25 protein-coding genes are annotated in these 20410 nt (G+C 44.6%); 19 read left to right on the top strand and 6 right to left on the bottom strand.

The genetic code is table 11. From position 1 onward, the window contains the following. Positions 1–12 precede the first annotated feature (12 nt). Positions 13–393, bottom strand: coding sequence for a hypothetical protein (locus OQ477_RS05720; RefSeq protein WP_265971701.1), 381 nt, complete (start codon positions 391–393; stop codon positions 13–15). A 192-nt stretch (positions 394–585) separates the two neighbouring features. Further along, the gene (locus OQ477_RS05715) at positions 586–1914 is read right to left on the bottom strand and encodes a S8 family peptidase (protein WP_265971700.1); all 1329 of its coding nucleotides are present in this window, start codon (positions 1912–1914) and stop codon (positions 586–588) included. 178 nt (positions 1915–2092) lie between these two features. Here OQ477_RS05715 and OQ477_RS05710 point away from each other — a divergent pair, with 178 nt between their 5' ends. From OQ477_RS05710 to OQ477_RS05700, 3 genes are all read left to right on the top strand, one after another. Further along, positions 2093–2326: a hypothetical protein gene (locus tag OQ477_RS05710; protein WP_061581358.1), complete on the top strand. Its 234-nt coding sequence runs from the start codon at positions 2093–2095 to the stop codon at positions 2324–2326. A gap of 255 nt (positions 2327–2581) precedes the next feature. Continuing rightward, positions 2582–3289: a poly-gamma-glutamate hydrolase family protein gene (locus OQ477_RS05705; protein WP_007611586.1), complete on the top strand. Its 708-nt coding sequence runs from the start codon at positions 2582–2584 to the stop codon at positions 3287–3289. Positions 3290–3348: 59 nt separating this feature from the next. Then, a complete protein-coding gene (locus tag OQ477_RS05700; RefSeq protein ID WP_061581357.1) occupies positions 3349–3801 on the top strand; it encodes an OsmC family protein in 453 nt (150 codons plus the stop codon). Positions 3802–3814: 13 nt separating this feature from the next. Here OQ477_RS05700 and OQ477_RS05695 read toward each other — a convergent pair whose 3' ends face one another. The 3 genes from OQ477_RS05695 to OQ477_RS05685 form a co-directional block, all read right to left on the bottom strand. After that, entirely contained in the window at positions 3815–4168 is a 354-nt protein-coding gene (locus tag OQ477_RS05695) for a DMT family transporter (protein ID WP_007410379.1), read from the bottom strand. A 17-nt stretch (positions 4169–4185) separates the two neighbouring features. Then, the gene (locus OQ477_RS05690; RefSeq protein ID WP_007410378.1) at positions 4186–4500 is read right to left on the bottom strand and encodes a DMT family transporter; all 315 of its coding nucleotides are present in this window, start codon (positions 4498–4500) and stop codon (positions 4186–4188) included. Positions 4501–4637: 137 nt separating this feature from the next. Next, positions 4638–4934 (bottom strand): hypothetical protein, encoded by a 297-nt coding sequence (locus OQ477_RS05685; protein WP_265971698.1) that lies wholly within the window; start codon positions 4932–4934, stop codon positions 4638–4640. 101 nt (positions 4935–5035) lie between these two features. On the opposite strand from OQ477_RS05685, the gene OQ477_RS05680 reads away from it, so the two are divergent. The 9 genes from OQ477_RS05680 to OQ477_RS05640 all read left to right on the top strand — a co-directional run bounded on the left by OQ477_RS05680 (position 5036) and on the right by OQ477_RS05640 (position 11804). After that, complete coding sequence (locus OQ477_RS05680) at positions 5036–5440, top strand: YmaF family protein (RefSeq protein ID WP_014417831.1); 405 nt, start codon at positions 5036–5038, stop codon at positions 5438–5440. A gap of 98 nt (positions 5441–5538) precedes the next feature. Beyond that, positions 5539–6483 carry a tRNA (adenosine(37)-N6)-dimethylallyltransferase MiaA gene (miaA, locus tag OQ477_RS05675; RefSeq protein WP_007410375.1) on the top strand — a complete coding sequence of 315 codons (945 nt, stop codon included), beginning with the start codon at positions 5539–5541 and terminating at the stop codon, positions 6481–6483. Between the two features lie 39 nt (positions 6484–6522). Further along, complete coding sequence (gene hfq, locus OQ477_RS05670; protein WP_003154064.1) at positions 6523–6744, top strand: RNA chaperone Hfq; 222 nt, start codon at positions 6523–6525, stop codon at positions 6742–6744. A gap of 96 nt (positions 6745–6840) precedes the next feature. Further along, positions 6841–7116 carry a YmzC family protein gene (locus OQ477_RS05665; RefSeq protein WP_007611597.1) on the top strand — a complete coding sequence of 92 codons (276 nt, stop codon included), beginning with the start codon at positions 6841–6843 and terminating at the stop codon, positions 7114–7116. An 82-nt stretch (positions 7117–7198) separates the two neighbouring features. Next, positions 7199–7414, top strand: coding sequence for a hypothetical protein (locus OQ477_RS05660; protein WP_003154062.1), 216 nt, complete (start codon positions 7199–7201; stop codon positions 7412–7414). Positions 7415–7673: 259 nt separating this feature from the next. Then, positions 7674–8066: a class Ib ribonucleoside-diphosphate reductase assembly flavoprotein NrdI gene (nrdI, locus tag OQ477_RS05655; RefSeq protein WP_003154061.1), complete on the top strand. Its 393-nt coding sequence runs from the start codon at positions 7674–7676 to the stop codon at positions 8064–8066. Beyond that, positions 8026–10128, top strand: a complete 2103-nt coding sequence (gene nrdE / locus OQ477_RS05650) for a class 1b ribonucleoside-diphosphate reductase subunit alpha (protein ID WP_007611605.1) — start codon at positions 8026–8028, stop codon at positions 10126–10128. The genes nrdI and nrdE overlap by 41 nt, the downstream gene beginning before the upstream one ends. A 17-nt stretch (positions 10129–10145) precedes the next feature. Next, complete coding sequence (nrdF, locus tag OQ477_RS05645; RefSeq protein ID WP_130570972.1) at positions 10146–11135, top strand: class 1b ribonucleoside-diphosphate reductase subunit beta; 990 nt, start codon at positions 10146–10148, stop codon at positions 11133–11135. 48 nt (positions 11136–11183) lie between these two features. After that, the gene (locus OQ477_RS05640) at positions 11184–11804 is read left to right on the top strand and encodes a hypothetical protein (RefSeq protein ID WP_265971691.1); all 621 of its coding nucleotides are present in this window, start codon (positions 11184–11186) and stop codon (positions 11802–11804) included. 49 nt (positions 11805–11853) lie between these two features. On the opposite strand, the gene OQ477_RS05635 is transcribed toward OQ477_RS05640, so the two are convergent. Continuing rightward, the gene (locus OQ477_RS05635; RefSeq protein WP_265971689.1) at positions 11854–12612 is read right to left on the bottom strand and encodes an N-acetylmuramoyl-L-alanine amidase; all 759 of its coding nucleotides are present in this window, start codon (positions 12610–12612) and stop codon (positions 11854–11856) included. A gap of 306 nt (positions 12613–12918) precedes the next feature. Here OQ477_RS05635 and spoVK point away from each other — a divergent pair, with 306 nt between their 5' ends. The 7 genes from spoVK to OQ477_RS05600 all read left to right on the top strand — a co-directional run bounded on the left by spoVK (position 12919) and on the right by OQ477_RS05600 (position 19784). After that, positions 12919–13887 carry a stage V sporulation protein K gene (spoVK, locus tag OQ477_RS05630; protein ID WP_015417523.1) on the top strand — a complete coding sequence of 323 codons (969 nt, stop codon included), beginning with the start codon at positions 12919–12921 and terminating at the stop codon, positions 13885–13887. Between the two features lie 129 nt (positions 13888–14016). Then, entirely contained in the window at positions 14017–15279 is a 1263-nt protein-coding gene (hflX, locus tag OQ477_RS05625) for a GTPase HflX (RefSeq protein ID WP_015239904.1), read from the top strand. A gap of 16 nt (positions 15280–15295) precedes the next feature. Further along, positions 15296–16561: an aminotransferase class I/II-fold pyridoxal phosphate-dependent enzyme gene (locus tag OQ477_RS05620; RefSeq protein ID WP_007410367.1), complete on the top strand. Its 1266-nt coding sequence runs from the start codon at positions 15296–15298 to the stop codon at positions 16559–16561. A 109-nt stretch (positions 16562–16670) separates the two neighbouring features. After that, positions 16671–17075 (top strand): transcriptional repressor GlnR, encoded by a 405-nt coding sequence (gene glnR / locus OQ477_RS05615; protein WP_007611631.1) that lies wholly within the window; start codon positions 16671–16673, stop codon positions 17073–17075. Between the two features lie 57 nt (positions 17076–17132). Next, the gene (glnA, locus tag OQ477_RS05610) at positions 17133–18467 is read left to right on the top strand and encodes a type I glutamate--ammonia ligase (RefSeq protein WP_007410365.1); all 1335 of its coding nucleotides are present in this window, start codon (positions 17133–17135) and stop codon (positions 18465–18467) included. A 128-nt stretch (positions 18468–18595) separates the two neighbouring features. After that, positions 18596–19060: an ArpU family phage packaging/lysis transcriptional regulator gene (locus tag OQ477_RS21020; protein ID WP_412459245.1), complete on the top strand. Its 465-nt coding sequence runs from the start codon at positions 18596–18598 to the stop codon at positions 19058–19060. Positions 19061–19154: 94 nt separating this feature from the next. Then, positions 19155–19784, top strand: coding sequence for a hypothetical protein (locus OQ477_RS05600; RefSeq protein WP_224181736.1), 630 nt, complete (start codon positions 19155–19157; stop codon positions 19782–19784). Positions 19785–20410 lie beyond the last annotated feature (626 nt).

Here is a 20410-nt window from a genome sequence, read left to right as displayed (position 1 = left end):
AACGCCGCTGGTTCAGGGCGTTTTTTCTTTTTGTTGCTCTTTCCGGGTCCCGATTGTATAAACGGCCCGATCTGTATGTACCTTTAATCCGTCTTGCTCCTTTTGGATGGTAATATCGCCGAGCAGAGGGATTTCATACGCATCTTGAGGAAGCGGGACATTTCCTTCCTCCGTATAGATTGTGCCGTGCCCTTTTAAGACGAGCTCTTCGTCTGCTACATAGTCATCGGGATGGTTTGTCCGGCGGACGAGAACATCATCAAGGTGAAGCATGATCTGGTCCATATCAGAAATCTCGTTTCGGCTGTCTGTCAGCTCTCCTTTTCTGATATCAAGCGTTTGTCCGATCTGTTTTTGCAGCCATTCAGACAATTCGGTGTTTGTAAGTGCCATTGTGATTCCTCCTTTTATCTACACCATACTTATTCCCTATTTTTTTAGAAATACACTGCCTTGCATTGATCTTTTTTTCTGACAGCCGGTTCTGAAGCATTCCGAGTTCCTTCATTATAAATGTTTCATCTGTTCACCTGAAAAACGGAGTCATCTGCAGGTGCAGACGACCCCGTTCTCATGATAAAAAGGTTACTCTTTCGGCACGGCGTTTTCAGCGTTTACTGCGCCCGCTCCGTAAATGTTCGGATTTTCATTTGTCCATTGATCCGGACTTTGTTTGATCAATGTTTTCACTTCGTCAGGCGAAAGCTGCGGGTTTTGCTGAAGGATTAAGGCGGCAATGCCAGCACAGATCGGAGTGGCCATGGACGTGCCCGACAGACTGAAATACAAGGAGCCTACACGATTTGATTTCTGTAATTTGTCAAGGTATGAACGCGGAGAACGGAGAGATACGATATCGACCCCGGGTGCAAGAATGTCAGGCTTCTCTTTTCCGTACACCGTCGGGCCGCGGCTTGAGAATGAAGCGACCGTATCGTCCTCATTGCCGGCTGTATTATTGTCATCATAGGCGCCTACCGTGATGACCTTCTCGCTGACACCGGGGCTTGAAATCGTTTGAGCTTCCGGACCGGAGTTGCCCGCGGCGACGCAGACGACGATTCCTTCATTCCATGCCTCTTCAACGGCCTTCACGAGCGGGTCGTCCGTTTCTTTATCATATCTGAGCGCATCTCCGCCCAGTGACATGCTGATGATTCTGATCGGATTCTTCGTGTGTTCTTTATTATATTGTATGCACCATTCCACACCTTCAATGATATCAGCCAAGGTTCCTGATCCTGATTTGTTTAAAACCTTGACTCCGATCAGATCGGCTTCCGGTGCCGGCCCCTGATATTTACCGGAAGATGAAGCGCCGCTGCTTGCAATATCACCGGCGCAATGGGTGCCGTGCCCGTTGTCGTCATACGGTTCTGTCTTTTGGTTGACGAAGTCCGCAAATCCGATAACTCTGCCTTCTAAATCGGGATGCTGATAGATTCCGGTATCAATAACGGCGACGGTTACGCCTTTTCCTGTTAATACGGTGCCGTTACGGGTCACTTCTTTTGCATGAGACGATTCAGCTGCCGTATCAAGGAGCGCTTTTACTTCACGGTTTAAATAGATTTTACGGATATCCCGGCATTGCGAAAGAAGCATGTGAAGGGCGGACGGAGTGACTTCGGCGCTGCAGCAATTGATTGTTTGAAACTGCTTTTTTATGGTGCAGCGTTTTTCTTTTGATAAGACCTGTCCTGTGCTGTGAAAACCGGATTCATGGCAGCCCTCTTCAAATTCAATGATGACTGACATTTTCTTTCTGTTTTTCACCTTTTTTTCGAAAAAATTGTGCAAAAAGCAAGGTGTCCATTTGAAAGGTTTATATAACTGTAAGACGTTTTCTCTGAGCGGCCAGTCCAGCTTATGAGCATTTGACCGCACCATTTGTACCATTGAGTAACCAAACATATATACTTTTCCTCCCATTCTGGCGATTCTCTCTATACCATATGAACAGGCCGTATGTTCGGTCAGTTTGTTTGTCCTTCAGGAGCGCTGGTTACTTGCGGCTTTTTCAGGAGAAGAAATCGATTTGAAACGGAACGTTTGTTCGTTTATAATGAAGCCGGCGGAAGGAGGTATATACATGAACATAATATTGAGACATTCCTTGGAAAAACAGCTTCCGATTGATATTATATATATGAAAAAAGACGGCTCCATTTCAAAACGGACCATTATTATAAAAAAAGGGGATGAGCGGGCTGTAACGGCATTTTGCTGTACAAAAAAGCAGATGAGAACTTTTTTGACGGGCTCCATTCTGTCCTGTGCATTTGCTTCGGGAGGCGGATATTCATTTTTAAAAGCGTATTCTTGATGCCGTCCGTTTCCGGCCGTGAATCTCCCGCCCCTGAAAATTCGGGCGTTCCTCCCTTTTTTTTTGCCCTCTCTCAACCTTTTTTCACTGATGCCCGGCATTTGAGCGCTTGAACCGTGACAATCCATTGATTTTTCGAAACCGGGAAGTTTTTCACTGATGATAATGTTAATAGAATGTTAAGATAAGACCTATTGACAAAAATCCATATAATGAACATGTCATTTTTCAGAAAGGAGCAAAGAAGGAGAGCTGATGAAAAGAATTTTACTTAATGTCATCATTATCGTAGCAATGGTCTTACTAATAAGATGTGCTCATTATGCGTCAGATCCTGACCCCTCGAATTCTTCTGATACATACACAGATTTTAAAGATCTGGCTGAACATGAAGACCCCGATGATTATCATATATCGTACAATAAGCGAAAGGGGAGCCCCGTATTGATCATGTCGCCGCACGGAGGGAGAATTGAGGGCGGGGTGAGCGAGATCGTCCGCTCTTTCAGCGATGATTTTTCAACCTATCTGTTTGAGGGATTAAAACCGCATGATAACCAGACTCTTCATATTACGAGCACCAAGTTCGATGAGCCTTCAGCAGTCGAAAGCATTAAGCAGCACCATTATGTTATCGCAGTGCACGGTTATAAAGGCGACGAGAAAAATACTCTTGTCGGAGGAAGCGATCGGAAGCGGGCGAAAAAATTGGTGAGAGCTCTCGAACGAAACGGATTTTCTGCAGAATTGGCAACCTCAAAAACCGGTCTGGCCGGGGTTAACACCGAAAATATCAATAACCAGGCGCAAACCGGGCTGAGCATACAGCTTGAGATCAGCAGAGAACAGCGGGAAGCGTTTTTTGATAATTTTGATTATCGCGAAAGGGAATTCACAAAAACGGAGGAATTTTACCGGTTTGTCCGTACGATAAAAAGAGTGATCAATCAAGAGTATTCGTGAGCTTAAAAAAAGACAAACGAGTGAAAGATGAGTAAACTGAAAAAAAGGAGGTTTGTCCCTTGGCAAAACATCACTTTTATTTAAAAGCAAATTGGCCCGGAAATCGCAATGACGTCGGCGATATTAAAAGCGGCCGGCTGGAAACGGCTGTGTCCATTCCTAAGGAAATGGACGGACCCGGAGAAGGCACAAATCCTGATGAAATGCTGCTTGGAGCGGCCGCGACCTGTTATATTATAACGCTTGCGGCGATGATGGAAAGAAGCGGCCTGGATAAAGAAGATCTACATATGGAATCTGAAGGAATTGTAGACGTCACGAACGGTGTGTTCACGTACCAGAAAATCATTCACCGTCCGTTTATATTATTAAAGCCGGATGCAGCCGAAACGGACTTTACGCTCGCCAGGAAGTTAGCGCAGAAAGCGGAGTCCTCGTGTATGATTTCACGAGCGGTCCAAGGAAACGTGGAGATGGAGCTTGAGGTTGAAGTAAAAGCTGTCCGCGCTTGACGAGTTCAAACGGTCAGCTCCGGGCCGTTTGATTTTTTTTAGCTTTTTGAGACTTGGAACGGTTCAGCAGGATGACGCCCGTGATGACCAAAACAAGCCCGATCATCATTTTGACTGTCATGGCCTCCTTAAAAACAAAAAAGCCGACAATTGCCGTTAAAGCGGTGCCGACACCTGACCATGTCGCGTATGCGGCGGATAAATCAAGGCTTTTCAATGAGAAGCTCAAAAACATAAAAGAGGCTCCGATTCCGGCAATGACGCCGAGAGCGGGCCACAGGTGCGTAAAACCGTCCGACAGCTTCAGCATCGTGCTCCCGAACACTTCTGATACAATGGCTAATGCCAAGCAAAGTAATCCTTTCATCAGTATGCCTCTCCTTTCTACCAATTCATCAAAATGACACCGGCCAATAAGAAAAAGAGTCCGATGACGGCCTGCTTGTCCAGTTTTTCATGAAACCATTTCGCTCCGATAATGGATGCGAGCACCGTTCCGGCTCCGCTCCATGTTGCATAGGATAAGCTGAGCGGAATGAGATTCAGTGTCAGTGAAAGCATATAAAAGGCCAATGAATAGCCTGCCACTACAAGCGCGCTCGGCAAAAACCGCGTAAATCCGCGGGAGACCTTCAGCATGGCCGCGCCGATTGACTCTGATAAAATAGCAATTGTGAGGAAGATATAACCCAGAATCATATCAAATCCCCCTCTCATCATAATCCTTATGCCTTTTGTTTAAGGCAGTAAAATAAAATAATATCCGAACTTTGCCCGCTAAGTCAAGACATTCGGCCTATACAAAAAGGCCCCCGGGGAGGAGCCTTTTTGATTCGTCAATAGTAATACGGATAGCCGTAGCCGTAACCGTAACCTCCGTACAAGTACGGATTGAATAAAGCGCTTCCGACAAGCCCCCCGACAAGCCCTCCGAAAAACGGTCCGCCGTAAAAACCAAACGGCCGTCCGAATCCATAACCAAACCAAGGCCGGCCAAATCCAAAACCCGGCCGTCCGAATCCAAATCCGAATCCCGGCCGTCCAAACCCAAATCCGGGACGTCCGAACCCAAAGCCAGGACGCCCAAACTGTCTCATTTCACTATCTACTGCGTATGTGTATTCTTCATTCATAATTAAGGTACCTCCAAGAATAAATTTGAGATGATAACAGAGTATTCAGCCCACCAATTTTTGATTGGGCGTTTATCAAAAAAATAAAGGAGTGAGCTTTTGTGGGCCTGTATCAGTCCGATTGGTCAAAAAAACCTCCGCACACACACGCATACCGGGCGGTTACGGATGTAGTGCAGGGGCATTACCATTTGATTGAAGGCTTTTCGCAGCCGGAGAATGGCAGCAATACAGATGAGCATACACATTTCTATACGGGCATCACCTCGTTTGAAAACGGCCATTTTCATAGGTATTACGGCATTTCCGGCCCTGCCATCCCGAGGGTTGACGGAACACATTACCATGAGCTTTCAGAGACCACCTTTGCCGCCTACAATGAGCCGATTCAGATCCAGCACGGAGGCGTCGTTTACGATCCGCGGGAGGAAGGACGGAAAACGCACCGCCATACACTCAAAGGAAAAACGAGAGAGGTTGTCGGAAACGAGCCGATCGGGTGGTAGTGGACGTTTAGCGCTCAGGAAAAAGGGGAAAATGGATAGGTGCCTGAAGAAATGAATGCTATAATTAGGGGGAGATTTATAAAAGAGAGTGATACATATTGAAAAATAAAAAACAGCCTGTCGTCATACTCGTCGGACCGACGGCAGTCGGAAAAACAAAACTAAGCATCGGACTCGCGAAAATGCTGAATGCGGAAATCATCAGCGGAGATTCCATGCAGGTATATAAAGGGATGGACATCGGAACGGCCAAAGTCACCGAAGAAGAGACAGAAGGCGTGCCGCATCACCTGATTGATATTTTGGAGCCGTCCGACACTTTTTCAACGGCGGATTATCAGAAAATGGTAAGGGGAAAAATCACCGAGATTGCCGATAGAGGAAAGCTGCCGATGATTGTCGGGGGGACGGGTCTGTACATTCAGTCCGTGCTGTATGACTATACGTTCACGGAAAACTCCGGCGACCCTGTATTCCGGGAGCGCATGGAGAAACTGGCGGCTGAAGAAGGAGCGGAAGCGCTTCATGCCAAGCTTGCGGCAGCCGACCCGGAAGCGGCGGCAGCCATTCATCAAAACAATACGCGAAGAGTCATCCGCGCGCTCGAAATTCTGCATGTATCGGGAAAAACAATGTCAGAGCATCTTAAAACTCAAAAACGGGAGCTGCTTTACAATGCGGTTCTTATCGGTCTTACAATGGACAGAGAAGTGCTGTACGGCCGGATTAATGAGCGCGTTGACCTGATGCTGGAAACCGGCCTTCTTGACGAAGTAAAGCGGCTGTATGATATGAATATCCGGGACAGCCAATCGATTCAGGCGATCGGTTATAAAGAGCTGTATGAATATCTTGATGGAAAAGTGCCGCTCCCTCAGGCTGTGGAGCAATTAAAACAAAATTCTAGGCGATATGCGAAACGCCAGCTGACCTGGTTTCGCAATAAAATGCCCGTTTCATGGACAGATATGACGCCGCCTGTTGATATTGAGCAGAAAAAAAAGGAAATTTTCGAGTGCATAGCAGGAAAACTGGAAATTTAATCGAAACAGTATTGTATTGAGAACCAAGGAGGACGAAACATGAAACCGATTAATATTCAAGATCAGTTTTTGAATCAAATCCGAAAAGACAATACGTTCGTCACGGTGTTTTTACTCAACGGCTTCCAGCTTCGCGGCCAGGTAAAAGGCTTTGACAACTTTACCGTTTTGCTCGAAACGGAGGGGAAGCAGCAGCTTATTTATAAACATGCCATCTCCACGTTCGCCCCGCAAAAAAACGTCCAGCTTGAGCTTGAATAGACTTTTTGAAAAAGACCATGAACAATGGTCTTTTTCTATGCGCATCTGTATATTGCAGGCTGTATATCGGAAACATAAAAGGGGGTTCGGAAAATCGTGTTCGAAAGTGAAAATGAACTGAGAAGAATCAGGATTACGCTCGTTTGGATCGCTGTTTTTTTGCTGTTTGGAGCTTGCAGCAATCATGAGACGGTGGTGACGGATGATGACGGCGGTTCAACGGATACCGAACCGCAGACAGAAGGCATGGTGCAGCTGGAACATAATCGTTTCGGCATCGTTGAGGACGGTTACTTAAAAATATACCGCTATGATGAAAAAACGAATAAAATCGAACTGAAAAAAGAAACGGCGCTGGATGAGCTTGAATAAATTTCACAAGCGTTCGAATTTACAAAGCGGGCCGCACAAGCTACACTAAGTACTGACATTGATCATGCAGAGGGTGAGACGATTGAAACACAAGGTGATAATCAACCATTGGGAAGAAACTTGTGAAGATGATTCCTGCTATGAATATGGAACCAGCATCATCGTTGACGGCAAAGAACTGATCAGAGAGGCTTCCATCACAAGCGCTCTGAAAGCCGTACTGAAAGAAATCGGTGCTGATGTGGAGATTGAAGAAACCGTTGAAAGCGAAAAAAAATGTGATTCTTACAAAAAATAAGAATAAAAGTCTAGACTACTAAGCAGTTTTTTTTCATGTTATGATAGACATCGGCTTACACATGACACCTTGAGTAGGATGAGAGATGATTCTCGTTCTGCTCTCTTTTTTGGGCGTTAATCGGACCAGAGCCAAAGTCCGCTCTTTCAAAAATATGAATTTTTTATAAATCGATCTCAATATGTTGTGTTTTTCTGAGAGGTTAGTATACTATATATAGTGTTAAGAGATTCATTATTTTTGATAGGTCGTGATAAGGATGGTTCAAATCATATTTGATTCAAAGACAGGGAATGTTCAGCGTTTTGTGAATAAAACAGACTTCCAGCTGATCCGCAAGGTGGACGAAACGGACCACGTGGACACTCCGTTTGTTTTGGTCACCTACACGACAAACTTCGGTCAGGTACCGGCATCAACACAATCATTTCTCGAAAAATACGCCCATCTCTTATTAGGAGTCGCTGCGAGCGGCAACAAAGTATGGGGCGATAACTTTGCAAAAAGCGCCGATACCATTTCAAGACAATATCAGGTGCCGATCTTGCACAAATTTGAACTCAGCGGCACATCTAAAGACGTTGAATTGTTTACTCAGGAGGTAGAAAGAGTTGTCACAAAATCAAGTGCCAAAATGGATCCAGTTAAATAACGAAATCATGATCCAACAAGATGGAAAATTCCAGTTTGATAAAGATAAAGAGGCTGTACATAGCTATTTTGTTGACTATATCAATCAAAACACAGTTTACTTTCACGATTTAAAAGAGAAGCTGGATTATTTGATTGAAAACCAATACTACGAAGAGGAATTCTTAAGCCTTTACTCTTTTGAAGACATTAAAGAAGTGTTTAAGACAGCTTACGCAAAGAAGTTTCGTTTTCCTTCCTTCATGAGTGCGTTTAAATTTTATAATGACTATGCTTTGAAAACGAATGACAAGAAAAGAATCCTCGAGCGTTATGAGGACCGAATCTCAATCGTTGCGCTGTTCTTCGCAAACGGCGACACTGAGAAAGCAAAAGAATATGTAAACCTGATGATCAATCAGGAATATCAGCCGAGTACACCGACATTTTTGAATGCCGGCAGAAAACGCCGCGGAGAACTGGTGAGCTGCTTCTTGCTCGAAGTCAACGATTCCTTAAACGATATTTCACGGGCGATCGATATTTCCATGCAGCTGTCTAAATTGGGCGGCGGGGTTTCTCTTAATCTGTCCAAGCTTCGCGCGAAAGGTGAAGCGATTAAAGATGTTGAAAACGCCACAAAAGGTGTTGTAGGCGTCATGAAGCTTCTTGATAATGCGTTCCGTTACGCTGACCAAATGGGCCAAAGACAAGGCTCAGGCGCGGCGTATTTAAATATTTTCCACCGCGATATCAATGATTTTCTCGATACGAAAAAGATTTCTGCGGATGAAGATGTGCGCGTCAAAACGCTTTCTATCGGTGTCGTCATTCCGGATAAGTTCGTTGAGCTTGCACGTGAGGATAAAGCGGCTTATGTATTCTATCCGCATACGATTTATAAAGAATACGGCCAGCATATGGACGAAATGGACATGACGGCGATGTATGAGGAGCTTGTCGACAACCCGCGTGTCAAAAAAGAAAAAGTGAATGCGCGCAAACTGCTTGAAAAGCTTGCCGTTCTCCGTTCTGAGTCAGGTTATCCGTACATTATGTTCCAGGATAACGTAAACAAAGAGCACGCGAATAACCACGTATCAAAAGTGAAATTCTCGAACCTTTGCTCTGAAGTGCTTCAGGCGTCACAGGTTTCGGCTTACACAGATTATGACGAGGAAGACGAAATCGGCTTGGACATTTCCTGCAACCTTGGTTCATTAAATATACTGAATGTCATGAAACATAAATCGATTGAGCGCACGGTGAAACTCGCGACGGATTCCCTGACTCATGTATCTGAGACGACGGATATCCGCAACGCGCCGGCAGTCAGACGCGCGAACAAAGCGATGAAGTCCATCGGTTTAGGCGCTATGAACCTTCACGGTTACCTGGCCCAAAACGGCATCGCGTATGAAAGCCCGGAAGCAAGAGATTTCGCGAATACGTTCTTTATGATGGTGAACTTTTATTCCATTCAGCGTTCAGCTGAGCTTGCGAAAGAAAAAGGCGAAACGTTTGAGCATTATGAAGGCTCCACTTATGCAACGGGAGAATATTTCAATAAATACATCGAAAAAGAGTTCTCGCCGGCATACGAAAAAATCGCTGCGCTCTTTGAAGGCATGCACATTCCGACAATCGAAGACTGGAAAGAGCTGAAGGCGTTTGTCGCTGAAAACGGCATGTACCACAGCTACAGACTGTGCATCGCGCCGACAGGCTCCATTTCCTACGTCCAATCCAGCACGGCGTCCGTTATGCCGATCATGGAACGGATCGAAGAAAGAACATACGGAAATTCAAAAACGTATTACCCGATGCCGGGGTTAGCGTCTAATAACTGGTTCTTCTACAAAGAAGCTTATGATATGGACATGTTCAAAGTGGTGGATATGATCGCGACAATCCAGCAGCATATCGATCAGGGAATCAGCTTTACCCTGTTTTTGAAAGATACGATGACAACTCGTGATCTGAACCGTATTGATCTGTATGCCCACCATAGAGGCATCAAAACCATTTACTATGCAAGAACGAAAGATACCGGGCAGGACAGCTGTCTTTCTTGTGTCGTTTGATTAAAGGAGAGTTTACAGTGACAAAAATTTATGACGCAGCAAACTGGTCAAAGCATGAAGATGATTTCACCCAAATGTTTTACAACCAAAATGTAAAGCAGTTTTGGCTTCCGGAAGAGATCGCATTAAACGGCGATCTTCTCACTTGGAAGTATTTGGGTAAAAATGAGCAGGATACGTACATGAAGGTGCTCGCCGGCCTGACACTGCTTGATACAGAGCAGGGGAACACGGGCATGCCGATTGTGGCCGAGCACGTCGAAGGCCATCAGCGAAAAGCGGTTCTTAATTTCATGGCGATGATGGAAAACGCGGTGCACGCAAAATCATATTCAAATATTTTTATGACGCTTGCTCCGACTGAAACGATTAATGAAGTATTTGAATGGGTTAAACAAAATAAATATTTGCAGAAAAAAGCGCAAATGATTGTCGGGCTTTACAAAGCCATTCAAAAAGATGATGAAATTTCACTGTTCAAAGCGATGGTTGCTTCCGTCTATCTGGAAAGCTTCCTTTTCTACAGCGGTTTCTATTATCCGTTATATTTCTACGGACAAGGAAAACTGATGCAAAGCGGTGAGATCATTAACCTGATCCTTCGTGACGAAGCGATTCACGGGGTGTATGTTGGTCTCCTTGCTCAGGAAATTTATAATAAACAGACAGAAGAGAAAAAAGCAGAGCTTCGTGAATTTGCGATTGACCTTCTGAATCAGTTATATGAAAATGAGCTTGAATATACAGAGGACTTGTACGATCAAGTCGGACTCTCACACGATGTAAAGAAATTCATCCGCTATAACGCCAATAAAGCTTTGATGAACTTAGGGTTCGATCCTTACTTTGAAGAAGAGGATATTAATCCGATCGTATTAAACGGATTAAACACCAAAACAAAATCACATGATTTCTTCTCCATGAAAGGGAACGGCTACAAAAAGGCGACGGTAGAACCGATTAAGGACGAAGATTTTTACTTTGGCCAAGAAGAAGAGCAGATATAATATCTGCTCTTTTGGCTTGAGTGGAGAGGCAAGACAGGAGGAACGGGCATGAATAAAATGGATGAAATCATCTTGGCTGCACCGCGGAGTGACGTTTTTCAAAACGAAATGCTGACATTTCAGGGAGTCAACAGCGAGGATGAACATATCGTAAAAATTATGGCTCAAATTGAGGCACATTTTTTTGAAATCAGAAGAGGCGACGCGGAAGAGGACCCGCGATTTAAACAGCCGATTCCGTATGTCGTCATCCGCCGCGATGATGAGGTGTTTGTGTATGAACGGCTTGCGGGCGGAGGGGAATCGCGCCTCCATAATAAGCTTTCTCTCGGCTTCGGCGGACACATGAACCCTATGGAAGGGGCGGCTTCATTTTCGGAAGTGCTGAAACAGAATACCGACCGGGAGCTGGCGGAAGAACTGTACATTCGCGAGGAGGACAAACAAAACATTGTCACACTCGGCCTGATCAATGATGATGAAAACGATGTAGGGAAGGTGCATATCGGCATCCTTTCTGCGCTCCAGTTAGCGTCTGCGGCACAAGTCGAAGTGAAAGAAAAAGATCAAATCGCCGGGCGCTGGATGAAACTGAGCGAACTGAAAGAGGAAAATGTGTATCAGCGTCTTGAAGCTTGGTCTAAGTTTGTCGCCGATATACTTCAATAACAAAAAACCCCTGTTCGTCCCAAAAAAGGGAAAGCAGGGGTTTTTTCATTTAGTCTTGCACAATGAAGGCATCAAATCCGGCTTTTTCGGCCCGCGCTGCCAACGCTTCAGCATAATCTCTGGAAGAGAATGCACCGATCTGCACTTTAAATAAGCCGCCTTTTGGAAGCACAATCGCGTCAAAACCTTTAGACTCCGCATCGGCGGCAAGCGCATCAGCATTTGCTTTCACTTTGAATGCACCGATTTGCACTTTATATAAGTCAGCCTTTTTTTTTAGACCGAAAGCTTGCTCCAAGCCCTTGGCATGTCCTCTTGCAAGGCTTTTAATAAAACTGGCTGTTTTCAGTTTGTTTGCATCAGCTGACGTATCAACAAAACCATTCTCCGTCAAAATCGCCGGCATACTTGTCTCCCGCAGCACATGGAAGTTGGCTGTTTTTTTTCCTCGGTCATTAAAACCTGATGCTTGAATCACTTGCGTGTGGACGGCTGATTGGTAAGTCGAGGTCGGCGCTCCGACACCGGGGTAAATATAGCTTTCGAATCCGGTTCCGCCTCCTGAGTTAATATGAATGGATAAAAAATAATCTGCGCCCCAGCTGTTGGCGGCATCCGTTCTTTCCGTCAGGCTGACCGTCTTATCGCTTGTCCTGCTCATCGTGACAGAAACTCCTTCATACTCATTCGTCAGAATCGTGCGCAAAGCCAGCGCGATCTCCAGCGTGACCGCTTTTTCCTGAAGTCCGTTTCCGGTTGCACCAGAATCAGTTCCGCCATGACCGGGGTCTATAAAAATTTTAACCATTCTCCATCACCTCATTACAGCATATGATGATATTCAAAAGGTGCTTGTACGGCTGTCATTCATGAAAAAAATGAGAAATACACCCAACATTTCCCGGAAAATAAAAATAAATGGTTTGTCCTCCCGTTTCTGTTGAATACAATAAGAAATGAAAAATATTTCTTGGGAAAGCGCAGGATTCAACATTATTCCCGAAGAGAACGGAAAAAGTGACAGATAAAGAGGAAAACGGGTCTCATGATGATAGGCGGATGTCACGGAACCGCTTCATCATGAGTAAGATAAAGAGAGAACAGAGAGGTGAGCATGTTGGAGCGCGCTGTAACCTATAAAAATAACGGACAAATTAACATCATTCTTAATGGCCAAAAGCAAGTGCTGACAAATGCAGAAGCTGAGGCGGAATATCAGGCCGCCCTGCAAAAAAATGAAGCCAAACACAGCATTCTGAAAGAAATTGAAAAAGAAATGAACACATTAGTGGGTATGGAAGAAATGAAACGCAATATTAAAGAAATTTACGCGTGGATATTCGTCAACCAAAAACGGGCCGAACAAGGGCTGAAAGTCGGAAAACAAGCTCTTCATATGATGTTCAAAGGGAACCCCGGCACCGGGAAAACCACCGTCGCGAGACTGATCGGCAAACTTTTCTTCGAAATGAACGTGCTTTCCAAAGGACATCTGATCGAAGCGGAACGTGCCGATCTGGTCGGTGAATACATCGGACACACGGCGCAAAAAACGAGAGATCTGATTAAAAAATCGCTCGGGGGCATTTTATTCATTGATGAAGCATACTCACTTGCAAGGGGCGGAGAAAAGGATTTCGGTAAAGAGGCGATTGATACGCTTGTCAAGCATATGGAAGACAAACAGCATGAATTTATTCTGATCCTGGCAGGGTACTCCAGAGAAATGACACATTTCCTGTCATTAAATCCCGGTCTGCAATCGCGTTTCCCTATCAGCATCGACTTTCCGGATTACTCTGTCACTCAGCTGATGGACATCGCAAAGCGCATGATAGCAGAGCGGGAGTATCAATTAAGCCAGGAAGCCGAGTGGAAGTTAAAAGATTATTTAATGACAGTGAAAAGCACGACAAGCCCCATTAAATTCAGCAACGGGCGCTTTGTCAGAAACGTGATTGAAAAATCGATCCGCGCTCAGGCTATGAGACTTTTAATGGGAGACCAATACTTAAAAAACGATTTAATGACGATCAAGAGCCAGGATTTACTTATAAAAGATGAGGCGGCAGCTCACGAATAGACCTCTCAGCCGGTCTGAGGGGTCTATTTTTTATTTCTCTCTTTAAAACCCGCCGGATGTGTGGTATACGCCCTGCGGGTTTGGTATGATAGTACTACTGCCCAATACGACACAGAAAGGAACATCCATTTGAACGAACAGGAAGGAAAAAAAGAAACGGTCATTTTGGTCGGCTGCCAGCTTCCGCACATGACAGATGAGCACTTTGAACATTCCATGGAAGAGCTTGCTTCATTGACAAAAACGGCTGACGGAACGGTGCTGACCCGGATTACGCAAAAACGGAACAGAGCGGATGCCGCTACATATATAGGCAAGGGGAAAGTAGACGAGCTGAAGGCGCTGTGTGAAGAGCTTGAAGCGGATCTGGTCATTTTTAATGATGAACTGTCACCGAGCCAGCTTAAATCACTCGCCACTGCAATTGAAGCGAAGATCATCGACCGCACGCAGCTTATTTTGGATATTTTCGCAAAAAGGGCGAAGACGAGAGAAGGAAAGCTTCAGATCGAATTGGCCCAGCTTCAATACGCGCTGCCGCGTCTGAGCGGACAAGGAATCAATCTCTCAAGACAAGGCGGCGGAATCGGGACGAGAGGGCCCGGTGAGACAAAGCTTGAAACAGACCGGCGCCACATTAGAAACCGCATACACGAAATTAACGTGCAGCTTTCAACGGTTATCCGCCACAGAAGCCGTTATCGGGAGAGACGAAAAAAGAACGGCGTGCTTCAGGCTGCACTCGTCGGGTATACCAATGCCGGAAAATCAACATGGTTCAATCAATTAACGAGCTCAGACAGCTATGAAGAAGACCTGCTGTTTGCAACACTTGATCCGATGACGAGAAAGATGGCGCTCCCAAGCGGCTACAGTGTCCTTTTGTCTGATACGGTCGGCTTCATTCAGGATCTGCCGACGACGCTGATTGCCGCTTTCCGCTCAACGCTTGAGGAAGTGAAGGAAGCAGACTTGATCATTCATGTCATTGATTCATCCAATGAAGATTATGCCGGACATGAACAGACGGTCCTCGGTCTGTTAAAAGAGCTTGAGGCAGATGATATTCCGGTGCTGACCGCTTATAACAAACGTGATGAGACACTTCCTGACTTCATCCCGACAGCGGGAGAAGGCCACATCATGATCAGCGCCAGAATCGCCGGGGATGAAGCAAAACTAAAAGCGGAAATCGAAGCTTATTTGCGCCGGGAGCTGATGACGCCGTATGAAGTTCATGTGCCTGCCGCCGAAGGCAAATTGATGTCGCGCATCAAATCAGAGACCATGATCGACAGCCTTTATTTTAATGAAGAAAATGAACGCTACGAAGTCTCAGGTTATGTACAGGAAGAACAAAGCATACTCGGAGAACTGAAGAAATTCATGTAAGGAAGGTATACACAACATGTTTGACACACTGACCCACGGCGCTCTTTTACAAAAAACCGCCGAAGAAACAGAAGCGGAAATCTCCGCCGTTCATAAAAGAATAGAAGAAATCAGTGAACGGAATGAATGGAGAGTCCTGCAAAGCTACAGAAAACATAAAGTAAGCGACACGCATTTTACGCCTTCAACCGGATACGGTTATGATGATATCGGACGAGATACACTGGAGAAGATCTATGCTGATGTGTTCGGAGGAGAGGCGGGACTCGTGCGGCCGCAAATCATTTCCGGAACGCATGCGATTTCAATCGCGCTCTTCGGTGTGCTGAGACCCGGGGACGAATTGCTTTATATAACAGGCAAGCCTTACGATACACTCGAGGAAATCGTCGGAGTAAGAGGCGGGGAGTATTCAGGCTCGCTAAAGGAATTTCAAATCGGATACAATGCAGTCGATTTAACATCAGAAGGCAGAGTGGACTTTGAAGCGGTCCGGGCTGCAATCCGGCCGAATACAAAAGTGATCGGCATCCAGCGTTCAAAAGGATATGCGAATCGTCCGTCTTTCAGAATAAATGAAATTGAAGAGATGATTCGTTTCGTAAAGGAAATCAAAGAAGATGTCATTGTTTTTGTGGACAATTGCTACGGAGAATTTGCAGAAGAGCGGGAACCCTGCCACGTCGGAGCGGATCTTATGGCCGGCTCCCTGATTAAAAACCCGGGCGGCGGCCTTGCTAAAACGGGCGGTTATCTTGTAGGGAAAGCCAAGTGGATTGAGGCCTGCTCTTACCGGATGACCTCCCCGGGAATCGGAAGTGAAGCCGGGGCTTCGCTTTATTCGCTGCAGGAAATGTATCAAGGTTTCTTTCTCGCTCCGCATGTAGTGGCGCAAAGCTTGAAGGGAGCGGTATTTACCGCCCGTTTTCTTGAAAAGCTCGGCTTTACGTCAAACCCTGCTTGGAATGCGCCGAGAACGGATCTGATTCAATCAGTTGAGTTTCAGGACCCTGATAAGATGATCGCTTTTTGCCAGGCGATACAATATGCTTCACCGATTAATGCGCATGTGACGCCTTATCCGAGCTATATGCCGGGATATGAAGACGATGTCATTATGGCAGCGGGCACTTTCGTACAGGGAGCAAGCATTGAATTATCAGCAGATGGACCTATCAGACCGCCTTATGTGGCGTATGTCCAAGGAGGATTAACCTACGCGCACGTGAAAAATGCGATTTGCAGCGCCGTAAATGCTTTAATGGAAAAAGAGCTGATCTAGGCCGTTTGCAATTTTCAAAGAATTTGATGTTAAGATTCCTTACATTGTGTTGACACAAAATATAACATCACCTATAATGAGACTAAGATAAGAAAAGGAGGAAATTGAGATGAGTGATAACATTCGCCGCTCAATGCCTTTATTTCCAATTGGGATTGTCATGCAGTTAACAGAACTTTCTGCCCGGCAAATTCGATATTATGAGGAAAATGGATTGATATTTCCAGCGAGAAGCGAAGGAAATAGACGATTATTTTCATTCCATGATGTAGATAAACTGTTAGAAATCAAAAATCTGATTGAACAAGGCGTCAATATGGCGGGGATCAAACAAATTCTGGATAAGGCATCTGCCGAACCGGAAGAAAAATCCGAAAAAACCGCCAAACCGATGAAGCACGATCTGTCTGATGACGAACTCAGAAAGCTTCTGAAAAACGAACTGATGCAGGCAGGCCGTTTCCAACGGGGAAATACTTTCCGCCAAGGTGACATGTCCCGATTCTTTCATTAATCCGTTAGCAACTGTTTTGCTATATACATTTACCTTTTAGAGGAGGAGTTTTACGAAATGGCAAAGTACACAAGAGAAGACATCGTAAAATTAGTAAATGAGGAAAACGTAAAGTATATCCGCCTTCAGTTCACAGACATTCTCGGAACGATTAAAAACGTGGAAATTCCTGTGAGCCAGCTTGAAAAAGCACTTGATAATAAATGCATGTTCGACGGTTCTTCCATCGAAGGTTTCGTCCGTATCGAAGAGTCTGATATGTACTTATATCCTGATCTGAACACATTTGTAATCTTCCCATGGACTGCTGAAAAAGGTAAAGTAGCACGCTTCATCTGTGACATTTACAATCCGGACGGCACGCCGTTCGAAGGTGACCCGCGTAACAACCTCAAACGGATTCTGAAAGAAATGAAAGAACTCGGTTTCAGCGATTTCAATCTTGGACCTGAGCCTGAATTCTTCCTGTTTAAATTAGATGAAAAAGGCGAACCGACGCTTGAATTGAACGATAAAGGCGGATACTTCGACCTGGCTCCGACTGACTTGGGAGAAAACTGCCGCCGCGATATCGTGCTTGAGCTTGAAGAAATGGGCTTTGAAATCGAAGCATCTCACCATGAAGTTGCTCCGGGACAGCACGAAATCGATTTTAAATATGCCGGTGCCATCCGTTCTTGTGACGACATCCAAACTTTCAAATTGGTTGTCAAAACGATCGCCCGCAAACACGGTCTGCATGCGACATTCATGCCAAAACCGCTGTTCGGCGTAAACGGTTCCGGTATGCACTGCAACCTATCACTCTTTAAAGATAGCGTTAACGCATTCTTTGATAAAGACGCTGACCTTCAGCTGAGTGAAACAGCAAAACATTTCATTGCCGGTATCGTAAAACACGCGACAAGCTTTACGGCTGTCACAAACCCGACAGTGAACTCTTACAAACGCCTTGTTCCGGGCTATGAAGCACCTTGCTACGTGGCATGGAGCGCGCAAAACAGAAGCCCGCTGATCCGTATCCCGGCTTCCCGCGGCATCAGCACGCGTGTTGAAGTCCGCAGCGTAGACCCGGCGGCAAACCCGTACCTGGCGTTAAGCGTATTGCTTGCAGCAGGCCTTGACGGAATCAAAAACAAACTTGAAGCACCGGCTCCGATTGACCGCAACATCTACGTCATGAGCAAAGAAGAGCGCATGGAAAACGGCATCGTAGATCTTCCGGCGACACTGGCGGAAGCTCTCGACGAATTCAAATCAAACGAAGTCATGGTTGCAGCGCTCGGCGAGCACCTGTTCGAACACTTCATCGAAGCAAAAGAAATCGAATGGGATATGTTCCGCACACAGGTTCATCCGTGGGAGCGCGAACAATACATGTCTCAGTATTAATCTCTCAATCCCTTGGCACTCTTGGTGTCAGGGGATTTTTTGGTTTCTTAACAAGTTTAATAACTTAATATAAATCAAGTATCACCCACAAAACACCCACAAAAAAACAATAAAAAATTACTCCATAATTGTGGAGATATAATCCTCATTCATATGCTACACGTAAAAAAAGGTATGTCATCGCTATTGATAAACTCCATATTGTATTCTCGTTTTTTATTTGTTTTGATGATCCATTCGTTTTTCTTTTTCAGCTACAGCCAATTGAACCTCTTTTTTGTGGAAAAACCACGCTTAGACTTTTCTTTAAATTTTTGAAGGAATCGGTTGACGCTGGTATCAGCCCGTTTCCTTCAATCAGAGATTCTTTCATATTAAATGAACTGAAGGTTAAGCAGATGGAAAGGGCGTTAGAAAACAGCCTGGACGATGAAGAACGCATGATCCTTGAGAAAAAATACTTAGCAGCCAGCCAAACGAAAGACATTCATATTTATATGGAACTCGGCATGAAGAAGGACACCTATTATGAAACAGCGTGCCATTTTACGCATTGCTACAGCACTCGGAATAATCTGAGTGCTTTTTTGTAGTAAGCAGTTGTGTAGGTGAGATTTCCTATTTTAACGTTATATGGTGTATTTTTCATTATGACTATGTTAGTCTCCTTAAAGGAGGGATAATAATTTGAAAACAAAAATAGTAAGCTTGCTTCTAGTATTGAGTTTAGTCTGCGGATTTGCACTTCCTTCTTATGCTAAGACATCGATGAATGAAAAGGTAAAAACCAATGTTTCTGGAATGAATGTTATAAGTCAGTCTGAAGGTGAAGCATCTTATACAATCGAATATGGCGGAAAACAGTATTTTATTGATCAAAAAACTCTAGATAAAGGAACCTCTAAAGAGTCGATTAAAGTTGATCAATATTTGTTAACTGATGGCCATCGAACACTAGTCGATTCTGCTACAGTTAATATTTCTGATGAATCAAGTGAGATGTCAACTCTAGCAAAATGTAGAGGGAAACAAGGTGTTTCGGTAGCAATTCCTATAGTCAAGGTGAGCATGAATTCGTGTGTAATTAAAAAATTCTTAGATATTGTTGAGGATGCTGACGGTATAGCAGGGGCTATCGCCGGGATAGCAGCATTGATAAAAAAAATACCTGGGATTTCAGTATATGCTGGAGCAATTGCAGGGGCAATGTTTGCTGGTAAGTATGCCATAAAAAAAGTATCCGATAATGGAAAGTACGGAATTTCTTATAATTGGATAATTGGTACCCCTGTTGTTGTACCTTGGAGAAATGGTTAATTATTAAGGTGGTAATGTCAAATGAATCGTATATTAGTCTCAATAGCTATTATTATATTCCTGATTGAATATATTGTAGCTCCACTCACAGATATAGATACCGGAAAATACGGCACGTTTATAGGCTTAATATTATTGAGTATTACGGTTCTAAGGCTATCTGATAATGACAAATCATAAACTTTTGAAGGGAGCAGACTTCGGTCTGCTCTTTTTTGTTTATTTTATTTGGGTTAAAACGAAAAATAAGCGACAAATTCCCGACAAAACAGGGGACTATATATTCTTCATAACAATCAACTGACGAATTTTCAAGTTTCTCTGAGATATGGGAGTACATGTCGGAGGTGATGGTTATTTTTTTATGTCCAAGTATTCCCTGGGTAAATTTCATTGTTGTCCCAGATTCAAAAAGAAGAAAAGCGTGACAAACTGTAAAATACAGACGGGTTACAGTGTTTTTCCCTTAATAAAAAGACCGGGGTATCACCCTGGCTCTGTAATAAAAGCTGCCCATCAAAGGGCTTGCTCATCTGATATTCATGATAGACCTATTCCTTCAGGTTCTGAGGTTCAAGGGAGGTCTGTTTTTTTCTTATATACGTCAACAGTGCGTTATAAACGGC

Origin of the sequence: Bacillus sp. ChL18 (assembly GCF_026241425.1) — a bacterium.
In the GTDB taxonomy this organism is placed as follows: Bacteria; Bacillota; Bacilli; order Bacillales; family Bacillaceae; genus Bacillus; species Bacillus velezensis.
This window is presented reverse-complemented; position numbering and strand designations above follow the sequence as displayed.

Bases quoted from the DNA above. Each gene is read 5' to 3' on its own strand.
- OQ477_RS05720 (WP_265971701.1), bottom strand. From the start codon at position 393: ATGGCACTTACAAACACCGAATTGTCTGAATGGCTGCAAAAACAGATC.
- OQ477_RS05715 (WP_265971700.1), bottom strand. From the start codon at position 1,914: ATGTTTGGTTACTCAATGGTACAAATGGTGCGGTCAAATGCTCATAAG.
- OQ477_RS05710 (WP_061581358.1), top strand. From the start codon at position 2,093: ATGAACATAATATTGAGACATTCCTTGGAAAAACAGCTTCCGATTGAT.
- OQ477_RS05705 (WP_007611586.1), top strand. From the start codon at position 2,582: ATGAAAAGAATTTTACTTAATGTCATCATTATCGTAGCAATGGTCTTA.
- OQ477_RS05695 (WP_007410379.1), bottom strand. From the start codon at position 4,168: ATGAAAGGATTACTTTGCTTGGCATTAGCCATTGTATCAGAAGTGTTC.
- OQ477_RS05690 (WP_007410378.1), bottom strand. From the start codon at position 4,500: ATGATTCTGGGTTATATCTTCCTCACAATTGCTATTTTATCAGAGTCA.
- OQ477_RS05685 (WP_265971698.1), bottom strand. From the start codon at position 4,934: ATGAATGAAGAATACACATACGCAGTAGATAGTGAAATGAGACAGTTT.
- hfq (WP_003154064.1), top strand. From the start codon at position 6,523: ATGAAACCGATTAATATTCAAGATCAGTTTTTGAATCAAATCCGAAAA.
- nrdI (WP_003154061.1), top strand. From the start codon at position 7,674: ATGGTTCAAATCATATTTGATTCAAAGACAGGGAATGTTCAGCGTTTT.
- OQ477_RS05640 (WP_265971691.1), top strand. From the start codon at position 11,184: ATGAATAAAATGGATGAAATCATCTTGGCTGCACCGCGGAGTGACGTT.
- OQ477_RS05635 (WP_265971689.1), bottom strand. From the start codon at position 12,612: ATGGTTAAAATTTTTATAGACCCCGGTCATGGCGGAACTGATTCTGGT.
- spoVK (WP_015417523.1), top strand. From the start codon at position 12,919: ATGTTGGAGCGCGCTGTAACCTATAAAAATAACGGACAAATTAACATC.
- OQ477_RS05620 (WP_007410367.1), top strand. From the start codon at position 15,296: ATGTTTGACACACTGACCCACGGCGCTCTTTTACAAAAAACCGCCGAA.
- glnR (WP_007611631.1), top strand. From the start codon at position 16,671: ATGAGTGATAACATTCGCCGCTCAATGCCTTTATTTCCAATTGGGATT.
- glnA (WP_007410365.1), top strand. From the start codon at position 17,133: ATGGCAAAGTACACAAGAGAAGACATCGTAAAATTAGTAAATGAGGAA.